The 26,812-nt window shown below is 60.1% G+C and carries 28 protein-coding genes and 4 tRNA genes; 9 read left to right on the top strand and 23 right to left on the bottom strand.

The features are described 5' to 3' along the window. Positions 1 to 78 precede the first annotated feature (78 nt). The 3 genes from HX814_RS19040 to HX814_RS19030 all read left to right on the top strand — a co-directional run bounded on the left by HX814_RS19040 (position 79) and on the right by HX814_RS19030 (position 2,330). Positions 79 to 708, top strand: coding sequence for a DUF1780 domain-containing protein (locus tag HX814_RS19040; protein WP_008437312.1), 630 nt, complete (start codon positions 79 to 81; stop codon positions 706 to 708). 89 nt (positions 709 to 797) lie between these two features. After that, positions 798 to 971 (top strand): DUF3094 family protein, encoded by a 174-nt coding sequence (locus HX814_RS19035; RefSeq protein ID WP_010174986.1) that lies wholly within the window; start codon positions 798 to 800, stop codon positions 969 to 971. 60 nt (positions 972 to 1,031) lie between these two features. Further along, complete coding sequence (locus tag HX814_RS19030; RefSeq protein ID WP_003215906.1) at positions 1,032 to 2,330, top strand: NAD(P)/FAD-dependent oxidoreductase; 1,299 nt, start codon at positions 1,032 to 1,034, stop codon at positions 2,328 to 2,330. Positions 2,331 to 2,522: 192 nt separating this feature from the next. Here the strand turns inward: HX814_RS19030 and HX814_RS19025 are convergent. From HX814_RS19025 to rluD, 7 genes are all read right to left on the bottom strand, one after another. Continuing rightward, positions 2,523 to 2,599, bottom strand: a tRNA-Pro gene (locus HX814_RS19025). Positions 2,600 to 2,693: 94 nt separating this feature from the next. Next, positions 2,694 to 2,769 (bottom strand) — tRNA-Lys (locus HX814_RS19020). Positions 2,770 to 2,774: 5 nt separating this feature from the next. Further along, positions 2,775 to 2,851 (bottom strand) — tRNA-Pro (locus HX814_RS19015). Between the two features lie 10 nt (positions 2,852 to 2,861). Next, positions 2,862 to 2,937: transfer RNA gene (locus tag HX814_RS19010), tRNA-Asn, on the bottom strand. A gap of 300 nt (positions 2,938 to 3,237) precedes the next feature. Continuing rightward, on the bottom strand, positions 3,238 to 5,802 hold the full coding sequence (gene clpB, locus HX814_RS19005; protein ID WP_003215904.1) for an ATP-dependent chaperone ClpB: 2,565 nt from the start codon (positions 5,800 to 5,802) through the stop codon (positions 3,238 to 3,240). 151 nt (positions 5,803 to 5,953) lie between these two features. Next, the gene (gene pgeF, locus HX814_RS19000; RefSeq protein WP_134327335.1) at positions 5,954 to 6,679 is read right to left on the bottom strand and encodes a peptidoglycan editing factor PgeF; all 726 of its coding nucleotides are present in this window, start codon (positions 6,677 to 6,679) and stop codon (positions 5,954 to 5,956) included. Then, entirely contained in the window at positions 6,676 to 7,638 is a 963-nt protein-coding gene (gene rluD / locus HX814_RS18995; RefSeq protein ID WP_003215899.1) for a 23S rRNA pseudouridine(1911/1915/1917) synthase RluD, read from the bottom strand. Before rluD ends, pgeF begins: the two co-directional genes overlap by 4 nt. A gap of 149 nt (positions 7,639 to 7,787) precedes the next feature. Between rluD and HX814_RS18990 the strand changes: the two genes are divergently transcribed. Together HX814_RS18990 and HX814_RS18985 are read left to right on the top strand one after the other, a co-directional pair. Next, positions 7,788 to 8,813, top strand: coding sequence for an outer membrane protein assembly factor BamD (locus tag HX814_RS18990; protein WP_008432851.1), 1,026 nt, complete (start codon positions 7,788 to 7,790; stop codon positions 8,811 to 8,813). 126 nt (positions 8,814 to 8,939) lie between these two features. Next, entirely contained in the window at positions 8,940 to 9,173 is a 234-nt protein-coding gene (locus tag HX814_RS18985) for a PP0621 family protein (protein ID WP_026078011.1), read from the top strand. On the opposite strand, the gene thiO is transcribed toward HX814_RS18985, so the two are convergent. The 5 genes from thiO to pilV all read right to left on the bottom strand — a co-directional run bounded on the left by thiO (position 9,160) and on the right by pilV (position 12,461). Then, on the bottom strand, positions 9,160 to 10,269 hold the full coding sequence (thiO, locus tag HX814_RS18980; RefSeq protein ID WP_008432849.1) for a glycine oxidase ThiO: 1,110 nt from the start codon (positions 10,267 to 10,269) through the stop codon (positions 9,160 to 9,162). The two genes, HX814_RS18985 and thiO, sit on opposite strands and share 14 nt — an antisense overlap. Before the next feature lie 62 nt (positions 10,270 to 10,331). Continuing rightward, positions 10,332 to 10,733 carry a type IV pilin protein gene (locus HX814_RS18975; RefSeq protein ID WP_003215892.1) on the bottom strand — a complete coding sequence of 134 codons (402 nt, stop codon included), beginning with the start codon at positions 10,731 to 10,733 and terminating at the stop codon, positions 10,332 to 10,334. A gap of 12 nt (positions 10,734 to 10,745) precedes the next feature. Then, positions 10,746 to 11,273: a PilX N-terminal domain-containing pilus assembly protein gene (locus tag HX814_RS18970; protein WP_087695242.1), complete on the bottom strand. Its 528-nt coding sequence runs from the start codon at positions 11,271 to 11,273 to the stop codon at positions 10,746 to 10,748. Positions 11,274 to 11,280: 7 nt separating this feature from the next. After that, a complete protein-coding gene (locus HX814_RS18965) occupies positions 11,281 to 11,988 on the bottom strand; it encodes a PilW family protein (protein WP_177008711.1) in 708 nt (235 codons plus the stop codon). Then, complete coding sequence (pilV, locus tag HX814_RS18960) at positions 11,985 to 12,461, bottom strand: type IV pilus modification protein PilV (RefSeq protein ID WP_177008710.1); 477 nt, start codon at positions 12,459 to 12,461, stop codon at positions 11,985 to 11,987. The genes HX814_RS18965 and pilV overlap by 4 nt, the downstream gene beginning before the upstream one ends. 218 nt (positions 12,462 to 12,679) lie before the next feature. Here pilV and HX814_RS18955 point away from each other — a divergent pair, with 218 nt between their 5' ends. Continuing rightward, on the top strand, positions 12,680 to 13,261 hold the full coding sequence (locus HX814_RS18955; RefSeq protein WP_177008709.1) for a GspH/FimT family pseudopilin: 582 nt from the start codon (positions 12,680 to 12,682) through the stop codon (positions 13,259 to 13,261). On the opposite strand, the gene ispH is transcribed toward HX814_RS18955, so the two are convergent. The 6 genes from ispH to murJ all read right to left on the bottom strand — a co-directional run bounded on the left by ispH (position 13,215) and on the right by murJ (position 20,666). After that, positions 13,215 to 14,162: a 4-hydroxy-3-methylbut-2-enyl diphosphate reductase gene (gene ispH, locus HX814_RS18950; protein ID WP_003215881.1), complete on the bottom strand. Its 948-nt coding sequence runs from the start codon at positions 14,160 to 14,162 to the stop codon at positions 13,215 to 13,217. The two genes, HX814_RS18955 and ispH, sit on opposite strands and share 47 nt — an antisense overlap. A gap of 116 nt (positions 14,163 to 14,278) precedes the next feature. Continuing rightward, a complete protein-coding gene (gene fkpB, locus HX814_RS18945; RefSeq protein WP_003215879.1) occupies positions 14,279 to 14,716 on the bottom strand; it encodes an FKBP-type peptidyl-prolyl cis-trans isomerase in 438 nt (145 codons plus the stop codon). 7 nt (positions 14,717 to 14,723) lie between these two features. Continuing rightward, positions 14,724 to 15,233 (bottom strand): signal peptidase II, encoded by a 510-nt coding sequence (gene lspA / locus HX814_RS18940; protein ID WP_003215877.1) that lies wholly within the window; start codon positions 15,231 to 15,233, stop codon positions 14,724 to 14,726. Beyond that, a complete protein-coding gene (ileS, locus tag HX814_RS18935; RefSeq protein WP_008432838.1) occupies positions 15,226 to 18,057 on the bottom strand; it encodes an isoleucine--tRNA ligase in 2,832 nt (943 codons plus the stop codon). The genes lspA and ileS overlap by 8 nt, the downstream gene beginning before the upstream one ends. A 13-nt stretch (positions 18,058 to 18,070) precedes the next feature. After that, complete coding sequence (ribF, locus tag HX814_RS18930; RefSeq protein WP_003215874.1) at positions 18,071 to 19,009, bottom strand: bifunctional riboflavin kinase/FAD synthetase; 939 nt, start codon at positions 19,007 to 19,009, stop codon at positions 18,071 to 18,073. A gap of 118 nt (positions 19,010 to 19,127) precedes the next feature. Beyond that, complete coding sequence (gene murJ, locus HX814_RS18925) at positions 19,128 to 20,666, bottom strand: murein biosynthesis integral membrane protein MurJ (protein WP_008432837.1); 1,539 nt, start codon at positions 20,664 to 20,666, stop codon at positions 19,128 to 19,130. Between the two features lie 254 nt (positions 20,667 to 20,920). Here murJ and rpsT point away from each other — a divergent pair, with 254 nt between their 5' ends. After that, positions 20,921 to 21,199, top strand: coding sequence for a 30S ribosomal protein S20 (gene rpsT, locus HX814_RS18920; protein ID WP_003215870.1), 279 nt, complete (start codon positions 20,921 to 20,923; stop codon positions 21,197 to 21,199). 100 nt (positions 21,200 to 21,299) lie between these two features. On the opposite strand, the gene HX814_RS18915 is transcribed toward rpsT, so the two are convergent. The 5 genes from HX814_RS18915 to rplU all read right to left on the bottom strand — a co-directional run bounded on the left by HX814_RS18915 (position 21,300) and on the right by rplU (position 25,066). After that, positions 21,300 to 21,764 (bottom strand): CreA family protein, encoded by a 465-nt coding sequence (locus tag HX814_RS18915; RefSeq protein ID WP_008432835.1) that lies wholly within the window; start codon positions 21,762 to 21,764, stop codon positions 21,300 to 21,302. Positions 21,765 to 21,782: 18 nt separating this feature from the next. Continuing rightward, complete coding sequence (gene proB, locus HX814_RS18910; RefSeq protein WP_017477809.1) at positions 21,783 to 22,901, bottom strand: glutamate 5-kinase; 1,119 nt, start codon at positions 22,899 to 22,901, stop codon at positions 21,783 to 21,785. A 123-nt stretch (positions 22,902 to 23,024) separates the two neighbouring features. Further along, on the bottom strand, positions 23,025 to 24,248 hold the full coding sequence (cgtA, locus tag HX814_RS18905; RefSeq protein ID WP_003215864.1) for an Obg family GTPase CgtA: 1,224 nt from the start codon (positions 24,246 to 24,248) through the stop codon (positions 23,025 to 23,027). 193 nt (positions 24,249 to 24,441) lie between these two features. Beyond that, the gene (rpmA, locus tag HX814_RS18900; RefSeq protein WP_003215862.1) at positions 24,442 to 24,717 is read right to left on the bottom strand and encodes a 50S ribosomal protein L27; all 276 of its coding nucleotides are present in this window, start codon (positions 24,715 to 24,717) and stop codon (positions 24,442 to 24,444) included. A gap of 34 nt (positions 24,718 to 24,751) precedes the next feature. Next, positions 24,752 to 25,066, bottom strand: coding sequence for a 50S ribosomal protein L21 (rplU, locus tag HX814_RS18895; RefSeq protein WP_003176051.1), 315 nt, complete (start codon positions 25,064 to 25,066; stop codon positions 24,752 to 24,754). Positions 25,067 to 25,305: 239 nt separating this feature from the next. Between rplU and HX814_RS18890 the strand changes: the two genes are divergently transcribed. Then, positions 25,306 to 26,274: a polyprenyl synthetase family protein gene (locus HX814_RS18890; protein WP_003215860.1), complete on the top strand. Its 969-nt coding sequence runs from the start codon at positions 25,306 to 25,308 to the stop codon at positions 26,272 to 26,274. Between the two features lie 187 nt (positions 26,275 to 26,461). Continuing rightward, positions 26,462 to 26,803, top strand: a complete 342-nt coding sequence (locus HX814_RS18885) for a zinc ribbon domain-containing protein YjdM (protein ID WP_003215858.1) — start codon at positions 26,462 to 26,464, stop codon at positions 26,801 to 26,803. Positions 26,804 to 26,812: the final 9 nt, after the last annotated feature.

Genomic DNA, 26,812 nt, shown 5'->3' with positions numbered 1-26,812 from the left:
ACTGTCGAGTGGCCAGTCTACACCGACCTTTTGACGCAGGACTTCCTGCGGTCATCATTTGGACGCTAAGCTGGTGACATGGATGACTCAGATTATTTGCGCCTGCTCACCGTAGCGGCCGAACAAGCCAACGCGTTCCTGTCCAATGCCCGCAAATGGGAGCGTGAGCGTTGGGTCTGCCAGCGCCTGTTGCAAGGCTTGAACGTGCCCTACCGCGCCGAAGAATTCCACGCCGCCGGGCAAGAACCGCCGGACGTGCTGTTTCGCGACGCCAGTTTCGAAGTGTTTTTCGTACTCGATGAAGGCCGGCGCCTGAACGATGAATGGCGCGACGAACTGCTGCGGCGGCGCAGCGCGTTTTCCCTGAGCCAACTGGTTCGGCGAGAAGCAAAGCCCCGGCGCATTCCCGCCCACGAATTCCTGTTGCGCCTGGCGCCCACCCTGCGCAAGAAGGCCCACAACTATAAAGAGCGCGGGATGGACCTGGGGGAGCTGGACCTCATCGCCTTCGCCAGCCTCAAGCGCGAAGTACTGGACCTCAACAGTCACTTCCCTCCTCCCACCGAGTACCTGCGCCAGGGCTGGCGCTCGCTGTCCCTCGTGGGGCCGACCTTCGCCCGCGTACTGTTCGCGCACCCGGACGCACCGGACTTCTTGCGCAACAATCTGGGGCGCAGCATAGTGTTCGATGTGGGCATCAGCCTGTGATCGGGTTGGCGACTATGCTTCAGGCAATGCCGCCAATCACCCGACTGTAACGTGGCGCCCTTCAGCAACGTCTACCTGACGAGGCCTTTATGACCAGCCGCCTGAACCCCGACGACCAACAGCATGTCGAAGAGTACCTGCAACTGTCCCAGAACCAAGTCGAGCGCAAGCCTTTCCGGCCCTGGCTGCTCCTTGCCGTGGTGCTGGTTGCAGTGATCGGCCTGGGTTTGCTGAGCCGCCTTTTGAGTTACCTGACGCTATGAGCTGCCTGGCGCTCGCTCGGGTAACTGCACCGATTTCCTTTAGCCTTGCGAGATATCCCCATGACCCATCGTATTATTATCGTCGGCGGCGGCGCCGGCGGCCTGGAGTTGGCTACCCGCCTGGGTAAGACTCTGGGCAAGCGCGGCATCGCCAGCGTCACCCTGGTGGATGCCAACCTCACCCACATCTGGAAACCCTTGCTCCACGAGGTGGCGGCCGGCTCGCTGAACTCTTCGGAAGACGAACTCAATTATGTTGCCCAAGCAAAATGGAACCACTTCGAGTTCCAGCTGGGGCGCATGAGCGGGCTTGATCGCGAGCAGAAAAAAATCCAGCTGGCCGCCACCCTCGACGAAGAAGGCCGGGAACTGGTGCCCGCGCGCGTGCTGGGCTACGACAGCCTGGTGATCGCCGTCGGCAGCACCACCAATGACTTCGGCACCGAAGGCGCGGCGCAACACTGCCTGTTCCTCGACACCCGCAAGCAGGCTGAGCGTTTCCACCAGCAATTGCTCAATCACTATCTGCGCGCCCATGCCGGGCAGACGGACGTGGTAGAGCAGATCAGCGTCGCCATCGTCGGCGCCGGCGCCACCGGCGTCGAGCTGGCCGCCGAGCTGCATAACGCCGCACATGAACTGGCCGCCTATGGCCTGGACAAGATCAAGCCGGAAAACATGCACATCACCCTGATCGAAGCCGGCCCACGGGTGTTGCCTGCCCTGCCGGAGCGGATCGGCGGGCCTGTGCATAAAACCCTGGAGAAACTCGGGGTGACCGTCCTGACCAACTCCGCCGTGAGTGAAGTGACGGCCGACGCCCTGATCACCAGCAGCGGCCAGGTAATCCCGGCCAGTCTCAAGGTCTGGGCCGCCGGGATTCGTGCGCCAGGCTTCCTCAAGGACATCGACGGCCTGGAAACCAACCGTATCAACCAACTGCAAGTGCTGCCGACCCTGCAAACCACCCGCGACGAGAACATCTTCGCCTTTGGTGACTGCGCGGCCTGCCCGCAACCCGGCACCGATCGCAATGTGCCGCCACGGGCCCAGGCAGCTCACCAGCAGGCATCGTTGCTGGCCAAGTCGCTGAAACTGCGAATCGAGGGCAAGGACCTGCCGTCGTACAAGTACACCGACTACGGCTCGCTGATCTCGCTGTCGCGCTTCTCGGCGGTGGGTAACTTGATGGGCAACCTGACGGGCAGCGTGATGCTGGAAGGCTGGCTGGCGCGGATGTTCTATGTGTCGCTGTATCGCATGCACCAGATGGCGCTGTATGGCTTCTTCCGCACGGCGATGCTGATGCTGGGGAGCAAGATCGGGCGAGGGACCGAGCCGCGCCTGAAACTGCACTGACAGCACGTTCCGGGATAGGACTCGGTTAGCGTGGGAGCGGGCTTGCTCGCGAAAGCGGTGGTTCAGTGCCAGATGCACTGACTGACACACCGCTTTCGCGAGCAAGCCCGCTCCCACATTTGTTTTGTGGTGCGGACAGGATTCCGCGCACAAAAAAAATCCCCGTATCTTTCGATACGAGGATTTTTAATATGGTCGGGGTAAGGGGATTCGAACTCCTGACATCCTGCTCCCAAAGCAGGCGCGCTACCGGACTGCGCTATACCCCGGTAAAAAAAAGGCGACCTCTCAGTCGCCTTCTTCGATCAGCGCTTTTGGCCTCTGATCTTAAGATTCGATTCCAGCGTTAACTGGTCTCAAAAATGGTGGGTCGTGTGGGATTCGAACCTACGACCAATTGGTTAAAAGCCAACTGCTCTACCAACTGAGCTAACGACCCAAATATGGTCGGGGTAAGGGGATTCGAACTCCTGACATCCTGCTCCCAAAGCAGGCGCGCTACCGGACTGCGCTATACCCCGGTTTTGAAATTGGCTCCGTGACCAGGACTCGAACCTGGGACCCAATGATTAACAGTCATTTGCTCTACCGACTGAGCTATCACGGAACTACATATTTCAAAGTGTTACGTTGTTGCATGTTACCTTCTCTTCGACGCTTCCGTATCGCTACGTTAGTGTCTCTGAGGCGCGCTATTCTACAATCTTAAAAACCCCTGTCAACCCTTTAAATTGCTTTTAAGACAATGATTTGCGCTTCTTTCTGATTTCTCCTTGGGGAGAAGAAACCGTTGGGCTGACGTTGCTGCGGGGCGCACTTTACAAGCCTTTGCCTTACAGTTCAACGCCCTATCGAAAAAAAAGGCCCCGCAATGCGGGGCCTCTTCTTATAGCAGTACCGCTTGGGCTTAGTGGAAGACGATTTCGTCGTTCTCCACCGTCGCCTCGACGCTGGTGCCCGGCATAAAGCTGCCCGACAGGATCAGCTGCGCCAACGGGTTCTCGATCCAGCGCTGGATCGCACGTTTCAACGGCCGTGCGCCATAAACCGGGTCGTAACCAACCGCGATCAGCTTGTCCAACGCCTCGCGGCTCAGCACCAGGGACAACTCGCGCTCCGCCAGACGGCTGCGCAGGCGGCCCAACTGGATCTCGGTAATGCCCGCGATCTGATCCCGCGCCAGAGGCTCGAAGATCACCACTTCGTCGACCCGGTTGATGAACTCCGGCCGGAAGTGGCTGGTCAGCGCGTCCATTACGGCTGCACGCTGGGCCTCACGATCACCCACCAGCTCCTGAATCTGTACCGAGCCCAGGTTGGAGGTCATCACGATCACCGTATTGCGGAAGTCCACGGTGCGCCCGTGACTGTCCGTCAGGCGGCCATCTTCCAGCACTTGCAGCAACACGTTGAACACATCCGGGTGGGCCTTCTCGACCTCGTCCAGGAGGATCACCGAGTAAGGCTTGCGCCGTACCGCTTCGGTCAGATAACCGCCTTCCTCGTACCCTACATAGCCTGGTGGCGCCCCGATCAGGCGAGCCACGGAATGTTTCTCCATGAACTCGGACATATCGATCCGCACCATCGCCTCTTCGGTATCAAAGAGGAATTCGGCCAGGGCCTTGCACAACTCGGTCTTGCCCACGCCGGTCGGGCCGAGGAACATGAACGAGCCGCTCGGACGGTTCGGGTCGGACAACCCGGCCCGCGAACGCCGCACCGCGTTGGACACCGCGACCACCGCCTCTTCCTGGCCGATGACGCGCTGGTGCAACAGGCTTTCCATCTTCAGCAGCTTGTCGCGCTCGCCTTCGAGCATTTTCGACACCGGGATACCGGTCCACTTCGAGACGACTTCGGCGATTTCTTCCTCGGTCACCTTACTGCGCAGCAGCTGGTTCTCAGGCTTGCCGTGCTGGTCGACCATCTGCAGGCTACGCTCCAGGTCCGGGATCACCCCGTACTGCAACTCGGCCATGCGGTTCAGGTCGCCTTTACGGCGGGCTGCTTCCAGTTCCTGACGGGACTGCTCGATCTTTTGCTGGATCTGCGCAGAACCCTGCACTTCGGCTTTTTCCGAGGTCCAGATTTCTTCGAGGTCCGAATACTCGCGTTCCAGGCGAACAATTTCTTCCTGGAGTTTTTCCAGGCGTTTCTTCGCCGGCTCGTCTTCTTCTTTCTTCAGGGCCTGGGATTCAACTTTCAGCTGAATCAGGCGCCGATCCAGACGGTCCAGCACTTCGGGCTTCGAATCGATCTCCATCCGAATGCGGCTGGCCGCTTCGTCGATCAAGTCGATGGCCTTGTCCGGCAACTGCCGATCAGTGATGTAGCGATGGCTCAATTTCGCCGCCGCGATGATCGCACCGTCGGTGATCGCGACTTTATGGTGGACCTCATACCGCTCTTTCAAGCCACGCAGGATCGCGATGGTGTCTTCTTCGCTCGGTTCTTCCACCAATACTTTCTGGAAGCGACGCTCAAGGGCCGCGTCCTTCTCGATGTACTGGCGGTATTCGTTCAGCGTGGTCGCACCCACGCAATGCAACTCGCCCCGCGCCAGTGCCGGCTTGAGCATGTTGCCCGCGTCCATCGAGCCTTCGCCTTTACCGGCGCCGACCATGGTGTGCAGTTCGTCGATAAACAGAATGATCTGCCCTTCCTGCTTCGACAGTTCGTTCAGCAGGGATTTGAGGCGCTCTTCGAACTCGCCACGGAACTTGGCGCCGGCAATCAGCGACCCCATGTCCAGGGATAGCAGGCGCTTGCCTTTAAGGCCGTCCGGCACTTCACCATTAATGATGCGCTGGGCCAGGCCTTCGGCAATCGCGGTTTTACCCACGCCAGGTTCGCCGATCAGCACCGGGTTGTTCTTGGTGCGACGCTGCAGGACCTGGATGGTGCGACGAATTTCGTCGTCACGACCGATCACCGGGTCAAGCTTGCCTTCTTCGGCGCGCTTGGTCAGGTCGACGGTGTATTTGTCCAGGGCCTGGCGGGACTCCTCGTGGTTAGGGTCATTTACCGCCTCGCCGCCGCGCAGGTTGTTGATGGCGTTTTCCAGGGCTTTTTTGCTCACGCCCTGGCCCAGCAACAATTTGCCGAGTTTGCTGTTGTCGTCCATCGCGGCGAGCAGCACCACTTCACTGGAGATGAACTGGTCACCCTTTTGCTGCGCCAGTCGATCCGCCTGGTTAAGCAGACGCGCCAGATCCTGGGACATGTTCACGTCGCCAGTCGGGTTTTGGATTTTCGGCAGTTGGTCGAGCTCTTTGCTCAACTCCTTGCGCAGGCTGTTGACGTCGAAGCCCACCTGCATCAGCAAGGGTTTGATAGAACCGCCTTGCTGCTCCAGGAGCGCTTGCATCAAGTGCGCAGGCTCGATGGCCGGATGATCCAGGCCAACCGCCAAAGATTGGGCGTCAGATAAAGCCAACTGCAATTTGCTGGTTAAACGATCAATACGCATTAGTCACCTTCCTTTTGAGCAGGCCGGAGCTATGAACAAACACATCCTGAATGAAGAAACCTGCCAGATACCCTTATAGATGGGGTGGATTCTGGAAGATTCAAGCGGGCGACCGCTGACTTGCGTCAGGATTGACCCAAGTCAAAGGAGTCTAGCGTTCAAGCCAGACAAGGGAGGCGAACCGACCGGTGCGCGGGCTGCGACGGTAGGAATAGAAGCGGGGATCCGTCACGGTGCACAAGCCACCACCGTACACGGCAGTGACGCCGCGGGCGGCAAGCCGCAGGCGAGCCAGTTGGTAAATGTCGGCCATGAACTTGCCCGGGTTCTGACTGGGCACGAACGCCTCAATCGTTTCCGGAAGTTGCTGCATAAAGGCTTCACGCACTTCCGGGCCAACTTCAAAGGCTTGCGGACCGATGGCCGGCCCCAGCCACACCAGTACGTCGGCAGGCTCGGTATCCAGGCTTTCAACGGTCGCTTCCAATACGCCAGCGGCCAGGCCACGCCAGCCGGCATGGGCTGCCGCGACGCGGGTACCGGCGCGATTGCAAAACAAGGCAGGCAGGCAATCAGCCGTCATCGAAGTGCAGGCGATGCCGGGAGTGCTGGTCCAACTGCCATCGGCTTCGGCAGTCCGGCCGGGATCCGCCTCAACGACAACCACACCGTGAACCTGGCGCAACCAGGCGGGCTGGATATTGAAGGCAGCGCAGAGACGACGGCGATTTTCGAGCACGGCTTCGAGGCTGTCCTCGACATGATCGCCGAGATTTAGGCTGTCGAACGGCGCCACGCTGACGCCGCCCGCACGGGTGGTAACGCAGGCTTTCACCCCGGCCGGCGCGGGCCAGTCAGGAATCAGCCAGTCACTCATCCGATAAACGCCTCGCGATCCTGCTTGAGCAGCGACAACAACCAGACAAAATCGTCTGGGAGTGGCGATTCCCAGCTCATCCGTTTACCGCTCGTCGGATGATCCAGCTCCAGGAAGCGTGCATGCAGCGCCTGGCGCGGGAAGGTTTTCAGCGAATCAACCATGGTTGCACTGGCCGCCGGCGGAATGCGGAAGCGCCCACCGTAGGCCGGATCTCCGACCAACGGGAAGTTGATGTGCGCCATGTGCACCCGAATCTGGTGGGTACGACCGGTTTCCAGCTTTACCCGCACGTGAGTGTGGGAGCGGAAACGCTCAAGCACGCGGTAGTGGCTGACGGCTTGCTTGCCGCCTTCCATCACCGCCATGCGCTGGCGCTGCTGGCCGTGGCGGCCGATCGGGGCATTGATTTTGCCACCGGCGGTTACCACGCCGATCACGATGCATTCGTAGATCCGGCTGACGCTGCGGCTCTGCAGTTGTGTGACCAGCTGCGTCTGCGCCTGAATGGTCTTGGCTACCACCATGAGGCCGGTGGTGTCCTTGTCCAGGCGGTGCACGATGCCGCAGCGCGGGACATTGATGATGTCCGGCACGTGGTGCAACAAGGCATTGAGCAGCGTGCCATCAGCGTGCCCGGCGGCCGGGTGAACCACCAGGCCGGCAGGTTTGTTGATCACCAGGATGTCGTCGTCTTCATAGACGATGTCCAGTTCAATGTCCTGGGCGATCCATTCTCCCTGGGCTTCCTGCTCGGCAGTCAGCTCAAGAATCGCACCACCATGGACTATGTCTCGCGGGCGGATAACCGCTCCATCCACAGTCAGGCGGCCGTCTTTGATCCAGGCGGAAAGGCGCGAGCGCGAGTGCTCAGCGAATAATTGTGCGGCGACTTGATCGAGGCGTTGGCCGCCCAATTCGGACGGCACCTCTGCGCGAAGTTCAATTTTATCGGACATGCTCAGACTAGGCGTGGCACAGCCTTTGGTTTCGGCTGCGCGCTTGTGGTTAAATACGGCGTCTTTTGCCCCGAGGCTTTCCAAGGGGCGCTCATCATAACAGGACGGCCCCGCCCAAGACAGCGGCCGTCATAGGGACGCAAGCCGCCATGCAAGTGAAACACCTGCTGCTGATCGCCATCCTCGCCATGACTGCTGCTTGCTCGTCAACAAAGGAAGTCGTCGACGAAAACCTGAGCGAGGTCGAGCTGTACCAACAAGCTCAGACCGACCTGAACAACCACAGCTACACCAGCGCCACGGCAAAACTGAAGGCACTGGAGTCGCGGTATCCGTTCGGGCGTTACGCCGACCAGGCCCAGCTCGAGCTGATCTACGCCAACTACAAGAACGCCGAGCCGGAAGCTGCCAAGTCCGCCGCCGAGCGTTTTATCCGCCTGCACCCTCAGCACCCGAACGTGGACTACGCCTACTACCTCAAGGGCCTGACCTCGTTTGACCAGGACGTTGGCCTGCTGGCGCGCTTCCTGCCGCTGGACATGACCAAGCGTGACCCGGGCGCTGCCCGCGACTCCTACAACGAGTTCGCCCAGCTCACCAGCCGCTACCCCAACAGCCGCTACGCGCCGGACGCCAAGCAGCGCATGATCTACCTGCGCAACCTGCTGGCTTCCTACGAAATCCACGTAGCCCACTACTACCTGACCCGTCAGGCGTACGTTGCTGCCGCCAACCGTGGCCGTTACGTAGTGGAAAACTTCCAGGAAACCCCATCGGTGGGTGACGGCCTGGCCGTGATGACCGAGGCTTACCAGCGCCTGCACCTGGACGCCCTGGCGGCCACCAGCCTGGAAACCCTGAAGCTCAACTACCCGGACCACCCAAGCCTGAAGGACGGCCAGTTCGTACCGCAGGTTGCCGAAGCCGACAACCGCTCGTGGTTGAGCAAGTACACCCTGGGCCTGATCGAGTCCCGTCCACCGCTGCCGCCGGGCGAAACCCGCGCCAACCAGGACATCATCAAGCAGTACCAGGACGCCAAGGATTCGATTCCATCGGACCTCAAGCCGCGTGACGAAAACGGCGACATCATCGAAGAGCAAGGGCCTCAAGCCCTGGGCAATAACGAAGATCGCTCGTGGTTCAGCTACATGACTTTCGGTATCTTTGACTGATTGTTCGCCGCGATGCGAAAAGGGAGCTCTTCGGAGCTCCCTTTTTTATTGCGCTGCATAATTGCGCTGTGCGCCCATCACGTCCTTGGCTAAACTGCGGGATTCCTTGTCGAGAAGCTGCCCACCATGGTTCGTCTACTGTTCTGGATCGCCGTTATTGCTGCCGCGGTATGGTTTTGGCGCAAATTCAAAAGTCCGGCCGCCAAACAGCAGCGGCCCAGCGAACAGGGCCCGATCCAGATGGTTCGTTGCGCCCACTGTGGCCTTCACCTGCCACAGGATCGAGCCTTGAGCCTGCGCCAGGAATGGTATTGCACCCAGGCGCATCTGGAGCAAGGGCCGAAATCTATCCAGCGTTGACTCGGCCTGCCGGCGCATACGGGGCCGGATCAATGATCGGCTCATGTCCCAGCAACAAATCGGCAAACAGTTGGCAGGACGCCGGCGCCAGCACCAGGCCATTGCGGTAATGCCCGCAGTTGAGCCACAGCCCGTCGAAACCTGGCACCTTGCCAATATACGGAATGCCCTCCGGCGAGCCGGGCCGCAAACCGGCCCAATGCCCCACCACTTCGGCATCGGCCAGGGCCGGAATCAACTCGACGGCAGAGGCTTTCAGGCTTTCCAGTGCAGAGTCGGTGGGCGTCTTGTCGAACCCCTCGTGCTCCAGCGTGCTACCAATCAGAATGTGCCCATCCCGCCGAGGAATCGCATAACGCCCCTTGGCCAGGACCATGCACGACAAGAAGTCCGACGCACACTTGTACAAGATCATCTGCCCCTTGACCGGCTCCACGGGCAACTCAAGCCCCAGGCGGCCCAGCAACTCACCGCTCCAGGCGCCGGCGGCCAGCACTACCTGATCGCCATGGATCGGCCCGAGCGCCGTATTCACCCCAACAACCTTGCCGCCCTGCTGAATAAACCCATCAACCGCACACTGCTCGTGAATCGTCACGCCCGGCAGGGCCAACAAGGCCGCCTTGAGGGATTTGACCAACCGCGGATTACGCACATTGGCCACATCCGCCATATAGATCGCCTGGGAAAACCCGGCACCCAGCACCGGCACAGCGTCATGGGCAGCTGAAACATCCACCTTGCTCAGCGGGCGCCCTTCGCGGGCTGCCCAGGCAAGCGCCTCGGTTTCATCATCCAGGTCCAGCCAATACAGGCCGGTGGTGTGAACTTCCGGGTCAATGCCAGTAGCCGCGAACAGACGCTCTGCCAGTTGCGGGTAAAAATCCTGGGACCAGTGCGCCAGGGCCGTCACGGCCGGGCTGTAGCGCCACGGGTAGAGCGGGGAGACAATGCCGCCGCCGGCCCAGGAAGACTCCTGACCGACCGCCGAACGATCCAGCAACACAACCGCTTGCCCTTGGGTCGCCAGGTTGAACGCCGTCAACAACCCGATTACCCCACCACCCACAACCACTACTTGCTGTTGCTTAGCCATTGTTCGATCCAGCCGATAAAAAGAAAAAGGCACGCCCGGCGCCCAATCGTCCAGCTTCCTCATCATTGCCCCCAGCACGCCTTGCGCGTCATATCAGGCGCGGCTCCCGGATTGCTTCGCGCACCGGTACTGCTCAGACTGAAGGCGGCACAGGGATCGCCCGCCATCACCGAGTCAATTGCCGGCGTGGCAAGCAGAACGAAATCCTGAGGGTTCAATGCAGGGGTGATTCTATAGCGATCATTGCCGGCGATGACGCCAGTCGCATCAATAAAAGTGCCGTTCCTCGCGTAATAGCGCTCAAGGTACTGTGCCTGCTCACTCAGCAACCCGGCAATTTCCGCGCGATAGACCTTTTTCATATGGCTGAGATACCCGGGATAGGCGACGCCCGCCAGGAGTCCGACGATCGCCACGGCGATCAGTAATTCGATCAGGGTGAAGCCTGTGCAATCCTTGCCCATCGTGCTGCTCACCTATTGAAGTTGTCGCCACATGATTCGTCGAAAACGCTCGCCGGGCCCACTGCCCACACGGGCATACACAGACTCCAGGACGGAGCGTGAGTGCCCACTGACGCCCACTGATGTCACGCGATAGACCGTGGCCTGGGCCTCTGCCGGGAGCTGAGCCAAACCCGTTCCCGGCCCCAGGTTTTGAATACCGTAGACGCCATCTTTCATCCCTATCCAGGTCACAGTCGATACGGGATTCGTCCCCGGCCCCACTACCGAAACCGATTCGGCAGGTGGCGCGCACGCAGCCGTCGAGTGGCAAGGGCGCAGGGCGAAACCTGACGCCTGCACCAAAGACTCGCCAAGCCTGAGGCCGCTTTCGGCCTGCTGAAACGACTGGTTGCGCTGCCGAAGGCTGCCGGTAATTTTTTCTTGCGAGATTGCTCCCTGCATCGAAGACAATCCGAGGAGTGCCAACAGCAGCAGGAATACCAGGCTGATCAGCAAAACCATGCCTGCCTGCCTCGAACGGGAGAGGTAATAACCCATGGGCACGCTACTCCAGGCGATTACGTAGTGCCGCGACCACGCTGTAGGCCTGGTCTTTCACCAACCCATTTGGATCCTGAAGTGTCAGCAGAATCCGCACGCTGCGGATGAGCGACTCATCGCCGGGGTTGGGGTCATATCGGCTGACAACCGTTGAGCCAAGCTTGTCGGCCACGCCGAAACTGATATCGAATGCCCCCACGTTATCCACCAGCACCGCTTTGCTCGGGGCCGCCAGCGTACTGAACTTCAGCTGTCCGCCCTCAAAGGTGTAGGTCAGCTTGCGCAGTGGGAAGTGGATTTGCCCGGGCGTCGCTGCCGGCGGGCTTCCAACATAGGCGTGGGCAGAGCCGGTGCAATCGGAAAGCACCGTCCAGTCCGGCTTGCTGCCACCCTCCCCGACGTCGGCGGTCACCAGCGTCAGGGACCGGGAACTGCCGGTGGTACTCCATCCAATGGGACGATCAAAACCTGCGGGAGCGTTGCTGATTGATGCAGCGGACAAGCAGCCAAACATGCCCGCCTGGCGTATTTCCTGAATCAGCTTGCCAAGGGCGAACCGTGCATCATCCTGCAACAGCGAAGCCGCACTCTGGCTGGCATAAGTGGTTCGGGAGCTGAGTGCAATCTGGGTCACCCCCAGGATCAACATCAGGCTGAGGGCCAATGCCAGCAGCATCTCCACCAGGCTGAAACCGCACACTGGACCTCTCATGGCAACACCCTCGGGTCGACTGCAACCCGGCTGGTCAGGGTGAATGTTTCCCGGGTGCCTTGAGCCTTCGCTCCACGGGAGTCGTCCCAACTGATGCTGATGGTCACTTCTCGCTGATTGACCGCAACCGCCCCCTTGGCGCTTTCCCCGGCGAACCCGACGATATTCGCTTCAAAGTCGTGCAGGTCCAGATCACGCACACTCGCGACCGAGGTGCTGGAGGGCGCGCGTTCACCCTGGCCCCAGGAGTAATCAGCACCCGAATTGGCGCGGATCCGGTCGAGCATGTCGTAGGCAATGAAACTGGCCTGACTGGTCATCCTGGAACTGTCGGTATATTTCAATGCATTGAGCTGAATGACTGCCGCCCCTAGCAGGCCGACAGCGAGGATCAGCACAGATACCAGGACCTCGATCAGCGTCATTCCGGCCTGGGTCGGTTGCGGGTGGGGCGTTACGGGGAAAGCGTTCATTACCATCGCCATCCATGTCGAAGGTCATCAGAAAGCAGCGCAAACCTGCTGTGCGACGCAAGACTAGCGCCGGTATTGCCTGAGCGCTGCCCCCCGGAACAAAGCGAAATACTTTGGACAGAATGGCCACCATTCGACCCGTCGGACTGGGCGCTATAACTATGTCTGCCATCCGGCACCGACTGAAAAAGCACACCGCGTCCACGGAGGGACGGCCCATGAAACAACGAGGTTTCTCGCTGATTGAACTGATACTCGGCCTGTTCCTGAGCGGCATCCTGGCCAATCTGGCAGTGCCGAGCCTCAAGGGACTGCTCGAGTCGCAACGACGCCAGAGCGCCGCCGAATCCCTTGCCGGCGGACTGCGTCATGCCCGCACAGAAGCCATCGCACGCAATCGCACGGTGGTTATCCATGCATTGGACGATGACTGGAGCCGGGGTTGGAGGGTGATACTGGACCTGAACGGTCGCGGCCATCTGGACGACAAAAACCCGGTGCTGCTGGAGCGCCAGGACAGTGGGCAGATACCGATTGTGGGGAATACGCCGGTGAGAACCCAGATACGCTTCAGCAGCCTGGGTGAACCGCTGCTGTCAGCAGGGGCATTCAGCGCCGGCACCGTCCACGTGTGTGCGACGGACCAGCAACTGAGCCTGTATCAAATAGTGCTGGCCGCCAGCGGGCGTATCAGCCTGCGCAGTAACAAGACCGAGCAGGCTTTGTGCCGGGGCTATGCCGGCACTCTGGGCCTCAGAGCAGCGAACGAACCCGCAGCTCCTTGGGCATGGAGAAAGTGATGTTCTCTTCACGGCCAGCCAGTTCATCAGCGCCCGTGGCGCCCCAGGCCTGCAGTTGCTGAATAACGCCACGCACCAGGACTTCCGGGGCCGAGGCTCCGGCAGTGATGCCAATGCGTTCGACACCGTCGAACCAGCTGCGCTGCATGTCTTCGGCACCATCGATCAGGTAGGCCGGGGTGGCCATGCGCTCGGCCAGTTCGCGCAGGCGGTTGGAGTTGGAGCTGTTGGGGCTCCCCACCACCAGCACAACATCGCATTCGTCGGCCAATTGCTTGACCGCATCCTGGCGGTTCTGAGTGGCGTAGCAGATGTCATCCTTGCGTGGGCCGCCGATGGCCGGGAAGCGCGAGCGCAAGGCATCGATGACGCGGCTGGTGTCGTCCATGGACAAGGTGGTCTGGGTAACGAAAGCCAGCTTTTCAGGGTTGTGCACCTGCAATGCAGCGACGTCTTTTTCGTCTTCCACCAGGTAGATCGCCCCACCATTGCTGCCATCGTACTGGCCCATGGTGCCTTCGACTTCCGGGTGACCGGCGTGGCCGATCAGGATGCATTCACGACCATCACGGCTGTAGCGCGCGACCTCGATATGCACCTTGGTCACCAGCGGGCAGGTGGCGTCGAACACTTTCAGGCCACGGCCTGCTGCTTCGGTGCGTACCGCCTGGGAAACGCCGTGAGCGCTGAAGATGACGATAACGTCGTCCGGCACCTGGTCCAGTTCTTCAACGAAGATGGCCCCGCGGCTGCGCAGGTCTTCGACCACAAACTTGTTGTGGACGACTTCATGGCGCACGTAAATCGGCGGCCCGAAAACTTCCAGGGCGCGGTTGACGATTTCAATCGCCCGGTCCACGCCGGCGCAGAAGCCACGGGGGTTGGCGAGTTTGATTTGCATGCTGTGCCTCGTGTCTTGCCCTGTAGGATCGAGCTTGTGTGGCGAGGGCGCTTGCTCCCGCTGGGCTGCGAAGCAGTCCCAACAAGCTCGCCCCTGCAGTAGGCCGATTTCGTTAGTTACAGCGCTTTAACGTCGATGATTTCAACATCAAAGGTCAAGGTTTTCCCGGCCAACGGGTGGTTGAAGTCGATGGTCACTTGCGCGTCATCAAAGGCTTTCACCACACCCGGCAGCTCGGTATTCGCCGCATCGTTGAAGATCACCAGCAAGCCTTCCGACAGCTCCATGTCCTGGAACTGCGAACGCGGGATGATCTGCACGTTTTGCGGGTTGGGCTGGCCAAAGGCGTTTTCCGGCAGGATCTGCAGGTTGCGCTTGTCGCCGGCCTTGAAACCGAACAGTGCCGCTTCGAAACCCGGCAGCAGGTTGCCGTCGCCGACCTTGAAGGTCGCCGGGGCCTTGTCGAACGTGCTGTCGACCGTGTCGCCATTCTCCAGGCGCAATGCGAAATGCAAGGTGACTTCCGTGTTCTGGCCAATGCGTTGCTCAGCCAATACCTGTTCAGTCATGAACGGTCTCTCCGGTTTTCTTGCTTTTGAACATATCCAACGCCAGCATGATTGCACCGACGGTGATGGCGCTGTCGGCAAAGTTGAACGCCGGGAAGTACCAGCGGTTCTGCCAATGCACCAGAATAAAGTCGATCACATGGCCCAGGGCAATGCGGTCGTACAGGTTGCCCAATGCGCCACCCAGCACCAGCGCCAACGCAACGGCCAGCCAGGTGTCGTTACGCCCCAGGCGCTTGAGCCAGACTACCAGCACGGCACTGACCACCACGGCGATCAGGGCAAACAGCCAGCGCTGCCAGCCGGAGCTGTCAGCCAGGAAGCTGAACGCAGCGCCGGTGTTGTAGGCCAGGGTCCAGCTGAAGTAGTCGGGAATCACCACGATCTGCTGGTACATCTCCAGGGCGCCTTCGAAGTGAGCCTTGCTGAGCTGGTCAATGACCAGCACCAGCACGCTCAACACGAGCAAGCCCAGGCGTCCAAAACGACTGGCTTCAGGCATAGTGACGAACCTCGCCAGCGCCAGAGATGTTGTCGACACAGCGACCGCAGATTTCCGGATGCTCGGGGTTCACGCCGACATCTTCACGGCAGTGCCAGCAACGGGCGCACTTGGCGAAGGACGACTTGACCACCTTGAGCTTGAGACCCGGGACTTCGGTCGCGACTGCGTCTGCAGGCGCCTGGGCAAACGGCGCCAGGCTGGCGGTCGAGGTGATCAGGACGAAGCGCAGTTCGTTGCTCAGCTTGGCCAGGTCGGCAGTCAGGCCTTCTTCGGCAAACAGCGTAACTTCGGCCTGCAGGTTGCCGCCAACGGCCTTCGCCGCGCGCTGCACTTCCAGCTCCTTGTTCACGGCAACCTTGACGGCCATTACGCCTTCCCAGTACTCGCGGCCCAGCTCGAAGTCGGCCGGCAATTCGGTCAGGCCTTCGTACCAGGTGTTAAGCATCACGGACTCGTTCCGCTCGCCCGGCAGGTATTCCCACAGTTCGTCGGCGGTGAATGCCAGGATCGGGGCGATCCAGCGCACCAGCGCTTCAGAGATGTGGTACAGCGCGGTCTGCGCCGAACGGCGGGCCTTGCTGTTGGCGCCGGTGGTGTACTGGCGGTCCTTGATGATGTCGAGGTAGAAACCACCCAGCTCCTGCACGCAGAAGTTGTGGATCTTCGAGTAGACGTTCCAGAAGCGGTATTCGCCGTAGTGCTCTTGCAGCTCGCGCTGCAGCAACAGGGTACGGTCCACAGCCCAACGGTCCAGGGCGAGCATTTCCTCGGCCGGCAGGATGTCGGTGGCCGGGTTGAAACCGGTCAGGTTCGACAGCATGAAGCGTGCGGTATTACGGATCCGGCGGTAGGCATCGGCGCTGCGCTGCAGGATCTGCTCGGAAACGGCCATCTCGCCCGAATAATCGGTAGAGGCAACCCACAGGCGCATGATGTCGGCGCCCAGGGTGTCGTTGACCTTTTGCGGCGCGATCACGTTGCCCAGGGACTTGGACATCTTGCGACCGTTCTCGTCGACGGTGAAACCGTGGGTCAGCAGCTCGCGGTACGGGGCGTGATCGTCGATCGCGCAACCGGTCAGCAACGAGGAGTGGAACCAGCCACGGTGTTGGTCCGAACCTTCCAGGTACAGGTCGGCACGCGGGCCGGTCTCATGGCCCATCGGGTGCGAGCCGCGCAGTACGTGCCAGTGGGTGGTACCCGAGTCGAACCAGACGTCGAGGGTGTCGCTGATCTTGTCGTACAGCGGCGCTTCGTCGCCCAGCAGCTCGGCGGCGTCCAGCTTGAACCAGGCTTCGATGCCCTCTTGTTCAACGCGCTGGGCAACCTCTTCCATCAGCTCGACGGTACGTGGGTGCAACTCGCCGCTTTCCTTGTTCAGGAAGAACGGAATCGGCACGCCCCAGTTGCGCTGGCGGGAGATGCACCAGTCCGGACGGTTGGCGATCATCGAGTGCAGGCGCGCCTGGCCCCACGCCGGAACGAACTTGGTGTCTTCGATCGCCTTGATCGCACGCTTGCGCAGGGTTTCGCCGCTGGTCGGCTCTTTGTCCATACCGATAAACCACTGCGCAGTGGCGCGGTAGATCAGCGGGGTCTTGTGACGCCAGCAGTGCATGTAGCTGTGGGTGATGGTTTCGGTGTGCAGCAGCGCACCGACTTCCGCCAGCTTGTCGACGATCGCCGGGTTGGCCTTGAAGATGAACTGGCCACCGAAGAATTCCAGGGACGGCACGTACACGCCGTTGCTTTGCACGGGATTGATGATGTCGTCGTTGACCAGGCCGTACTGCTTGCAGATCACGAAGTCGTCTACGCCATAGGCAGGCGAGCAGTGAACCACGCCGGTGCCGGCGCCCAGTTCAACGTACTCGGCCAGGTAGATTGGCGACAGACGGTCGTAGAACGGGTGACGGAAGTTGATCAGTTCCAGCGCGGACCCGGTAGTGGTCGCGATCACCGAGCCTTGCAGGTTATAGCGGGCCAGGCACGCCTCCACCAGCTCTTCAGCCAGCACCAGCAGTTTGTCACCGACGTCCACCAGGGCGTAGGTGAATTCCGGGTGCACGTTCAGCGCCTGGTTGGCCGGGATGGTCCACGGGGTGGTGGTCCAGATCACGATGGAGGCTGGCTTGGCCAGGCTCGCCAGACCGAAGGCTTGCGCCAGTTTGGCTTCGTCGGCGATCGGGAAGGCCACGTCGATGGTCGAGGACTTCTTGTCTTCGTACTCGACTTCGGCTTCAGCCAGGGCCGAGCCGCAATCGAAGCACCAGTTCACGGGCTTGAGGCCCTTGAACACGAAACCGCCCTTGACGATTTCGGCCAAGGCACGGATTTCACCGGCCTCGTTCTTGAAGTTCATGGTCTTGTACGGGTTGGCCCAGTCGCCCAACACACCCAGGCGGATGAATTCGGACTTCTGCCCTTCGATCTGCTCGGTGGCGTAGGCACGGCACAGCTCGCGGGTTTTATCCGCGCCCAGGTTCTTGCCGTAGGTCACTTCGACCTTGTGTTCAATCGGCAGGCCGTGGCAGTCCCAGCCCGGGACATAAGGCGCGTCGAAACCCGAAAGGGTTTTCGAGCGGATGATCATGTCCTTGAGAATCTTGTTCAGCGCATGACCGATGTGAATCGTGCCGTTGGCATAAGGAGGGCCGTCGTGCAGGACGAATTTCGGACGATCCTTGCCAATCTCGCGCAACTTTCCGTACAGGCCAATACTGTCCCAGCGCTGCAGGATCTGCGGTTCGCGCTGTGGCAGGCCGGCCTTCATTGGGAAGGCGGTGTCCGGAAGGTTTAGCGTGGCTTTATAGTCGGTCATTTAAGGCTCTTCATTAGCGATGGGCGCTAGGTGCGGCTAGTGCACGGGCGGCGGCGACATCCGCATTGATCGCCGTTTTCAACGCCTCCAGGGAGGCGAAACGCTGCTCTTCACGCAGCTTTTGGTGGAAAGCCACCGTCAAACGCCGGTCATACAAATCACCGGCAAAATCCAAAAGGTGAACTTCCAGGTGGGCTTTGCCATCACCTGCAACCGTGGGCCTGACGCCTATGTTGGCGACTCCGGGCCACGATTGGCCGTCGATGTCGACACTCACCAGGTAAACCCCGGTCAGTGGCACACGACGGCGCTTGAGCTGCACGTTGGCGGTTGGCGTGCCCAGTTGGCGCGCCAGCTTCTGGCCGTGCAGCACCCGCCCGGCAATCCGGAACGGGCGACCGAGCAAACGCTCGGCCAAGGCGAAGTCGGCAGCGGCCAGGGCGTTACGCACCTGGGTACTGCTCACGCGCAGGCCGTCCAGTTCGACGGTTTGCGCGGCTTCGACGGTAAAACCCTGGGTGACGCCGGCCTGCTGCAGGAAATCGAAATCCCCTACCCGGTCGCAACCGAAACGGAAGTCGTCGCCGACCTCCAGATGCTGCACGCCAAGGCCGTCCACCAGGATACGGTCGACGAACTCGGCGGCGCTGAGGCTGCGCAAGCGCTGGTTGAAAGCCAGGCAGAGGACGCGGTCCACACCTTCTTCAGCCAGCAGTTGCAGCTTGTCCCGCAGGCGGGCCAGACGCGCCGGCGCCGTCTGCGGGGTAAAGAATTCGCGCGGCTGTGGTTCAAAAATCACCACGCAGCTGGGCACGCCCAACTCAACCGCACGCTCACGCAGGCGGGCCAGGATAGCCTGGTGGCCACGGTGAACACCGTCAAAGTTGCCAATAGTGGCGACGCAGCCCCGATGCTGGGGGCGCAGGTTGTGGAGACCTCGAACCAGCTGCATAACGCGCTTCTTGCTCATAAAGTGGTCGATTATAACCACACCCGGCCCCAGACGACAGGCAACAGCGCAGGCCATTTGCGCGAATCGATAAAACAACCGTCTTATCGACGAAAAGTCTCTAGCTCAGCGACTTGCGATTGAAATCCCGCAAGCGGAAGCCCATCAGCAGCAACATGCCGAAGTACACCAGCACACCAGCCGCCACCAACGCTCCCAGGCGCATGAAGCGCTCGAGCATATGGCCCTGCTCCCAGGCCGGCATGAAGTGCATCAGGCCCAGCAGTACCGCGGCCATCGTCCCCACCGCCACCACCAACTTGAGCGCAAACGAGCCCCAGCCCGCCTGAGGCTGGAACATTTTCTGTTTACGCAGCTGATAAAACAGCAGCCCGGCGTTGATGCAGGCCCCCACACTGATCGCCAGCGCCAGCCCGGCATGCTTCAGCGGACCGATGAACGCCAGGTTGAGCAGTTGGGTAACCACCAGGGTGAAGATCGCGATCTTTACCGGGGTACGGATGTTTTGTTGAGCATAAAAGCCGGGGGCCAGCACCTTGATCACGATAATGCCCAGCAGGCCGACGGAATAGGCGATCAGCGCACGCTGGGTCATCGAGGCGTCAAACGCAGTGAACTGGCCGTACTGGAACAGCGCGACCGTCAGCGGCTCGGCGAGCAACCCCAGGGCCACGGCACACGGCAGCACCAGCACGAAGCACAGGCGCAGGCCCCAGTCGAGAATCCGCGAATATTCGTGGCGGTCTTTGCTGGCATAGGTGCGCGACAGCGTTGGCAGCAGGATGGTGCCGAGTGCCACGCCGAGCACGCCGGACGGCAATTCCATCAGACGGTCGGCGTAGTACATCCACGACACCGAACCCGAGACCAGCAGCGAGGCGAAGGCGGTGTTGATGATCAGGGAAATCTGGCTGACGGAAACCCCGAGGATGGCCGGCAGCATGTTGCGCATCACCCGCCAGACGCCGGTGTCCTTGAGATTCAAACGCGGCAGCACGAGCATGCCGATTTTCTTCAGGTGCGGCAGCTGGTACAGCAGTTGTGCCAGGCCACCAGCCAGGACCGCCCAGCCGAGGGCCATCACAGGCGGATCGAAATACGGTGTCAGGAACAGCGCAAAAATAATCATGCTGACGTTAAGCAGGGTCGGCACGAAGGCCGGCACCGAGAAACGGTTCCAGGTATTGAGGATCGCCCCGGCCAGGGACGACAGGGAAATCAGCAATATATAAGGAAAGGTCACCCGCAACAGATCAGTGGTCAGGGCGAATTTTTCCGGTGTATTGGCAAAACCGGGGGCCGTGGCCCAGATCACCCAGGGCGCGGCGAGCATCCCGGCTATCGTCACCAGCGTCAGCACCAACGTCAGCAAACCCGAAACATAGGCAATGAAGGTGCGGGTCGCCTCCTCGCCTTGCTGGGCCTTGTACTCCGCCAGAATCGGCACGAATGCCTGGGAAAAAGCCCCCTCGGCGAAGATCCGCCGCAGCAGGTTGGGCAGTTTAAAGGCAATGAAGAAGGCATCCGTGGCCATGCTGGCGCCAAAAATACGTGCCAGCAGCGTGTCACGCACAAACCCCAGAACCCGGGAAATCATAGTGATAGAGCTGACAGCGGCCAACGATTTGAGCAGATTCATTGAAAGAGTTTTTGCCTATAGATAAAGAGCAGGCGAACAAACGGCCCACATATGCGATACTCCGCGCCTGCAACAAGCACAGAGCCAAAGCTCGCGAGTTTACAGGTCAAGCGCCGGAAATAAATCACCCGCCTCTTAAGATCGACCACTCAGCAGTTCGCATCACACGCCCTTGACAAGACTTCAACTCATCGGCATGATTCGCGGCCTATTTTGTTTGCTATTTCCTAAAAAGTCTTTCGAGGAGCTCGACGGTGGCCAACACACCTTCCGCCAAAAAACGTGCAAAACAGGCTGAGAAGCGTCGCAGCCACAACGCCAGCCTGCGTTCCATGGTTCGTACCTACATCAAGAATGTAGTTAAAGCCATTGACGCAAAAGACGCTGAAAAAGCTCAAGCTGCTTACGTTCTGGCTGTGCCAGTTATCGACCGTATGGCCGATAAAGGCATCATCCACAAGAACAAAGCTGCTCGCCATAAAGGTCGTCTGAATGGCCACATCAAGGCTCTGAACCTTGCTGCTGCAGCCTAAGCGATAAGCTTGTTAAAAAACCGACCCCAGGGTCGGTTTTTTATTGCCTGCGATTTGGGAAAGCCAAAAAAAGAGCCGGCATGCCGGCTCTGCTTCAGATTTATTGCGCTGTGGGCCACGGCAGGATCGGAATCGCCGTCACCGCATTCTGCGGGCTGCCTTCGATCAAGCGGTCGCTGTAGACCAGATACACCAGGGTATTGCGCTTCTTGTCGAGGAAACGCACCACCTGCATGGTCTTGAAGACCAGGGACGTGCGCTCCTTGAACACCTCATCCCCATCCTTCAGCTCGCCCTTGAAGCGAATCGCACCTACCTGGCGACAGGCAATCGACGCCTCGGCGCGATCCTCCGCCAGACCCAACCCACCCTTTACCCCGCCCGTCTTGGCGCGAGACAGGTAGCAGGTCACGCCATCCACCTTCGGGTCATCAAAGGCCTCGACCACGATCCGGTCATTGGGGCCGACAAACTTGAACACTGTCGACACCTGGCCAATCTCTTCGGCCGATGCCAGCAACGGCATCGCCAGCAGTAAACCGAGCAACCCCTTCATCACGCGCATCGAGAATTCCTTTTTTGCTTAAACCAGAATCAGGTTATCCCGGTGAACCAGCTCCGGCTCAGCCATGTAACCCAACAGACCGACAATCGCATCAGACGACTGCCCGATGATTTTCTGCGCCTCAAGGGCGCTGTAGTTGGCAAGGCCACGGGCAATCTCACGACCATCCGGCGCCACACACACCACCATTTCGCCACGGCGGAAGCTGCCCTGGACCAGTTTTACACCCACCGGCAACAAGCTTTTGTTGCCTTGGGACAACGCTGAAACCGCACCAGCATCCAACACCAGAGTACCGCGCGTCTGAAGATGCCCCGCCAGCCACTGCTTGCGCGCCGCCAGCATGCCACGCTCAGGCGACAGCAGCGTACCGATGCGCTCGCCCGCCTTGAGACGATCCAGCACCCGCTCAATCCGACCGCCAACGATGATGGTATGCGCGCCGGAACGCGCCGCCAGCCGTGCCGCACGCAGCTTGGTCTGCATGCCACCACGCCCCAGGGCACCGCCGACACTGCCAGCCACCGCATCCAGCGCCGGATCATCGGCACGCGCCTCATAAATCAGCTGGGCCTCAGGGTTATTGCGCGGGTCAGCGTCGAACATGCCGTCACGATCCGTGAGGATCACCAGCAAATCAGCCTCAACCAGGTTGGCCACCAGCGCTGCCAGGGTGTCGTTGTCACCGAAGCGAATCTCGTCGGTCACCACGGTGTCATTCTCGTTGATCACCGGGATCACCTTGAGTTCAACCAGGGCACGCAGGGTGCTGCGGGCGTTCAGGTAGCGCTTGCGGTCGGACAAGTCGTCATGGGTCAGCAGAATCTGCGCCGTGTGGCGCCCGTGCTCGGCAAAGCTGGACTCCCAGGCCTGTACCAGGCCCATCTGACCAATGGCGGCGGCAGCCTGCAGCTCATGCATCGCGCTGGGTCGCGCGGTCCAGCCGAGGCGGCTCATGCCGGCGGCAACCGCCCCGGACGACACCAACACCAACTCGACGCCGGCCTCATGCAAGGCCACCATCTGGTCCACCCAGACACTCATGGCCGCACGATCCAGCCCCTTGCCATCCGCCGTCAGCAGCGCGCTACCGATCTTAACGACCCAACGCTGCGCACCTGTCACCTTGCTCCGCATCATCTTCAACCTTAGATAGAGGGCCGCGCGACCCAGCGCCGCCCATAACGTTATTCGTGACTACCGATTTCCAGATACCAAAACGCCGCTCGATTGAGCGGCGCTTAAGTTTACTGCAACGAATCAGTCGCGCACGTAAATGATTTCCGGACCATCTTCATCATCCACGTCTTCCTCGTCCCAATCATCGTCACCGATATCATGGACCGACTTGACGCCACTGCGACGCAGGGCACGCTGATCATCCAGCGCCTGCAACTGGGCACGAGCCTCGTCTTCGATGCGCTGATCCAGTTCAGCCAGCTCGGCCTTGTAGACAGGGTCGGCGGCCAGGCGATCGGCACGGTCTTCGAGGTAACGCATGATGTCGCGAGTCAGGCGCTCAGTGCCTTCTTTGGCAATGGCCGAGATCACGTAGACCGGACCGGTCCATTCCAGGCGATCAACGATCTCCTTGACGCGCTCTTCGTGCTCTTCCTCGAGGATCTGGTCGCACTTGTTCAGCACCAACCAGCGATCACGCTCAGCCAGGGACGGGCTGAACTTGGTCAGCTCGCTGACGATCACTTCAGCAGCGTCCGGTGCACTGGTGTCATCCAGCGGCGCCATGTCGACGAGGTGCAGCAGCAAACGGGTGCGGGACAAGTGCTTGAGGAAACGGATCCCCAGGCCTGCGCCGTCGGAAGCGCCTTCGATCAGGCCCGGAATGTCCGCAACCACGAAGCTTTTCCAGCGGTCGACGCTGACCACACCCAGGTTCGGCACCAGGGTAGTGAACGGGTAATCGGCGACTTTCGGCTTGGCAGCAGACACCGAGCGAATGAACGTACTTTTGCCGGCGTTCGGCAAGCCCAGCAGGCCCACGTCAGCCAGCACCTTCATTTCCAGCTTGAGGTCACGCTGCTCGCCTGGCTTGCCCGGCGTGGTCTGGCGTGGCGCACGGTTGGTACTGGACTTGAAACGGGTGTTGCCCAGACCGTGCCAGCCGCCATGAGCCACCAGCAGGCGCTGACCGGCTTTGGTCAGGTCACCAATGACTTCCTGGGTTGCGGAGTCGATCACGGTGGTACCAACCGGAACCCGCAGCACCAACTCTTCGCCTTTTTTACCGGTGCAGTCAGTGCTGCCGCCGTTGGAGCCACGCTCGGCATCAAAGTGCCGGGTGTAACGGTAGTCCACCAGGGTGTTGAGGTTTTCGTCGGCGATCATGTAGACCGAGCCGCCATCACCACCATCACCACCGTTAGGACCACCGTTTTCGATGAATTTTTCCCGACGGAAACTCATGCAACCGTTACCGCCGTCGCCAGCTTTTACTCGGATCGAAACTTCATCAACGAACTTCATAACAAAACGCCTCTCGTCGCACGGACGAGCTTAAGAAACCAAGACATAAGACTCTTGCAAAAATGAGCGCAGCGACCTCAAGCAACGACCGCAAATCCACTGCTTTCGCCCATCACAAACAGCTTTGCAAGAGACTCACCCCACAAACGAAAAAGCCCCGTCGCGAGACAGGGCTTTTCCAGCAACTACGTAATTATGCCGCGACGACTTCAGTCTTCGGGACAATGCTCACGTAACGGCGGTTGAAAGCGCCTTTTACTTCAAACTTGATCACGCCGTCGATTTTAGCGAACAGAGTGTGATCTTTACCCATGCCAACACCGTAACCGGCGTGGAATTGGGTGCCGCGCTGACGCACGATGATGTTGCCCGGAATGATAACCTGGCCGCCATACATCTTCACGCCAAGGCGTTTGGCTTCTGAGTCGCGACCGTTACGGGTACTACCACCAGCTTTTTTGTGTGCCATGAGTCAATTCTCCTAGTGAGGAATTAGGCTGAAATTAAGCCTGAATACCGGTGATTTTGATCTCGGTGTACCACTGGCGGTGGCCCATACGCTTCATGTGGTGCTTACGACGACGGAACTTGATGATGCGGACTTTATCGTGACGACCTTGGGAGATCACTTCAGCCACAACGGTAGCGCCTGCAACAACTGGAGCGCCGATGTTCACGTCATCGCCATTGGCGACCAACAGAACGCGATCAAAAGTAACGGATTCGCCAGTAGCGATTTCCAGCTTCTCGATCTTCAGGTATTCACCTGGGGCGACCTTGTATTGCTTGCCACCAGTAACAATTACTGCGTACGACATGGTATTTCTCCGATAATCCTGCTCACCCAGCGCTTTATAAGAAGAGGTATTGGCTGGCATGGCTGCATGGGATGGACGTCCCGAATGCAATTGCGTAAGGCAGGTGCTGCCCAGGAAGTTCAGGGTGCGCGATTGTACGCAAGCTATGGAGGTGTTGCAAGTAGCCGTCTATCGCGCCTTGACACTACGGGACGCGGGTCCTAGCATGCCGCGCAACCCTTCTGGAGCGACTGTCGCTGATGCAACCCCAAGCTTTCTACCGCGCGGTGGCGGACGATTTTAGCGCCGTCGACGGCATCATCAAGAAGCAGCTGACTTCTAAAGTGCCGCTGGTCTCCAAAATTGGCGACTACATTACGTCGGCCGGCGGTAAACGCCTGCGTCCTTTATTAGTGTTGCTGTGTGGCAAGGCCCTGGGCCGCGAAGGCGATGACCTGCGCCTGCTGGCCGCGACCATCGAGTTCCTGCACACCGCCACCCTGCTGCACGACGACGTGGTCGACATGTCCGGCATGCGCCGTGGTCGCGAGACGGCCAACGCGATGTGGGGCAATGCGCCGAGCGTGCTGGTGGGCGACTTCCTGTACTCGCGCTCGTTCGAAATGATGGTCGAGCTGGGCTCGATGCCGGTGATGAAGATTCTTTCACAGGCCACGCGCATCATCGCCGAAGGCGAAGTGTTGCAGCTGTCGAAGGTTCGCGACGCCAGCACCACCGAAGAAACCTACATGGAAGTGATTCGCGGCAAAACCGCGATGCTCTTCGAAGCCTCGACCCACAGCGCCGCCGCCCTGTGCGAAGCGACGCCCGAGCAGAGCGAAGCCCTGCGCACGTTCGGCGATCACCTGGGCGTGGCCTTCCAGCTCGTGGACGACCTGCTGGACTATCGCGGCGACGCCGAAACCCTGGGCAAGAACGTCGGTGACGACCTGGCCGAGGGCAAGCCGACCTTGCCACTGATCTACACCATGCGCGAAGGCACGCCGGAACAGGCCGCCCTGGTGCGCAAGGCGATCCAGAAAGGCGGGATCGAAGACCTGGAAAGCATCCGCGAAGCCGTGGAAGCCTCGGGTTCCCTCGAATACACCGCGCAACTGGCCCGTGACTACGTGGCTCGCGCGATCCAATGCCTGGAAGCCCTTCCAGCCAGCGAATACCGGGACGCCCTGGTTGAGCTGAGTGAGTTCGCGGTCGCCCGTACTCACTGATTCTGCTCTGCTCCATGTAGGAGCTGGCTTGCCTGCGATTGCATCACTGCGGTGTAACAGACAAACCGAGGTGCCTGCATCGCAGGCAAGCCAGCTCCCACAGCGTTCTCTGGCGTTGCTGCCCCCTGCCCGGCTAAAACCCTATACAATGTGCGCTTTTTAGCCATCCTGAAACCAAGGAGCTTTAGTGAGCACGTTGCCACCCTGCCCGAAATGCAATTCCGAATACACCTACGAAGATGGCGCCCAGCTGATTTGCCCGGAATGCGCCCATGAGTGGGCCGTCGGCGGCGAAGCCGAGGCGGCCAGCGATGAATCCGTGAAGAAAGACTCTGTGGGCAACGTCCTGCAGGACGGCGACACCATCACCGTGATCAAGGACCTCAAGGTCAAGGGCACGTCCCTGGTGGTCAAGGTCGGCACCAAGGTCAAGAACATCCGCCTGTGCGATGGCGACCACGATATCGACTGCAAGATCGACGGTATCGGCCCGATGAAACTCAAGTCCGAGTTCGTCCGCAAGGTCTGAATATGCTGC

This window comes from Pseudomonas sp. C8002, assembly GCF_013385765.1.
Taxonomy (GTDB): domain Bacteria; phylum Pseudomonadota; class Gammaproteobacteria; order Pseudomonadales; family Pseudomonadaceae; genus Aquipseudomonas.
The sequence above is the reverse complement of the archived record's forward strand: the minus strand, read 5'-3'. Positions and strand labels throughout refer to the sequence as shown.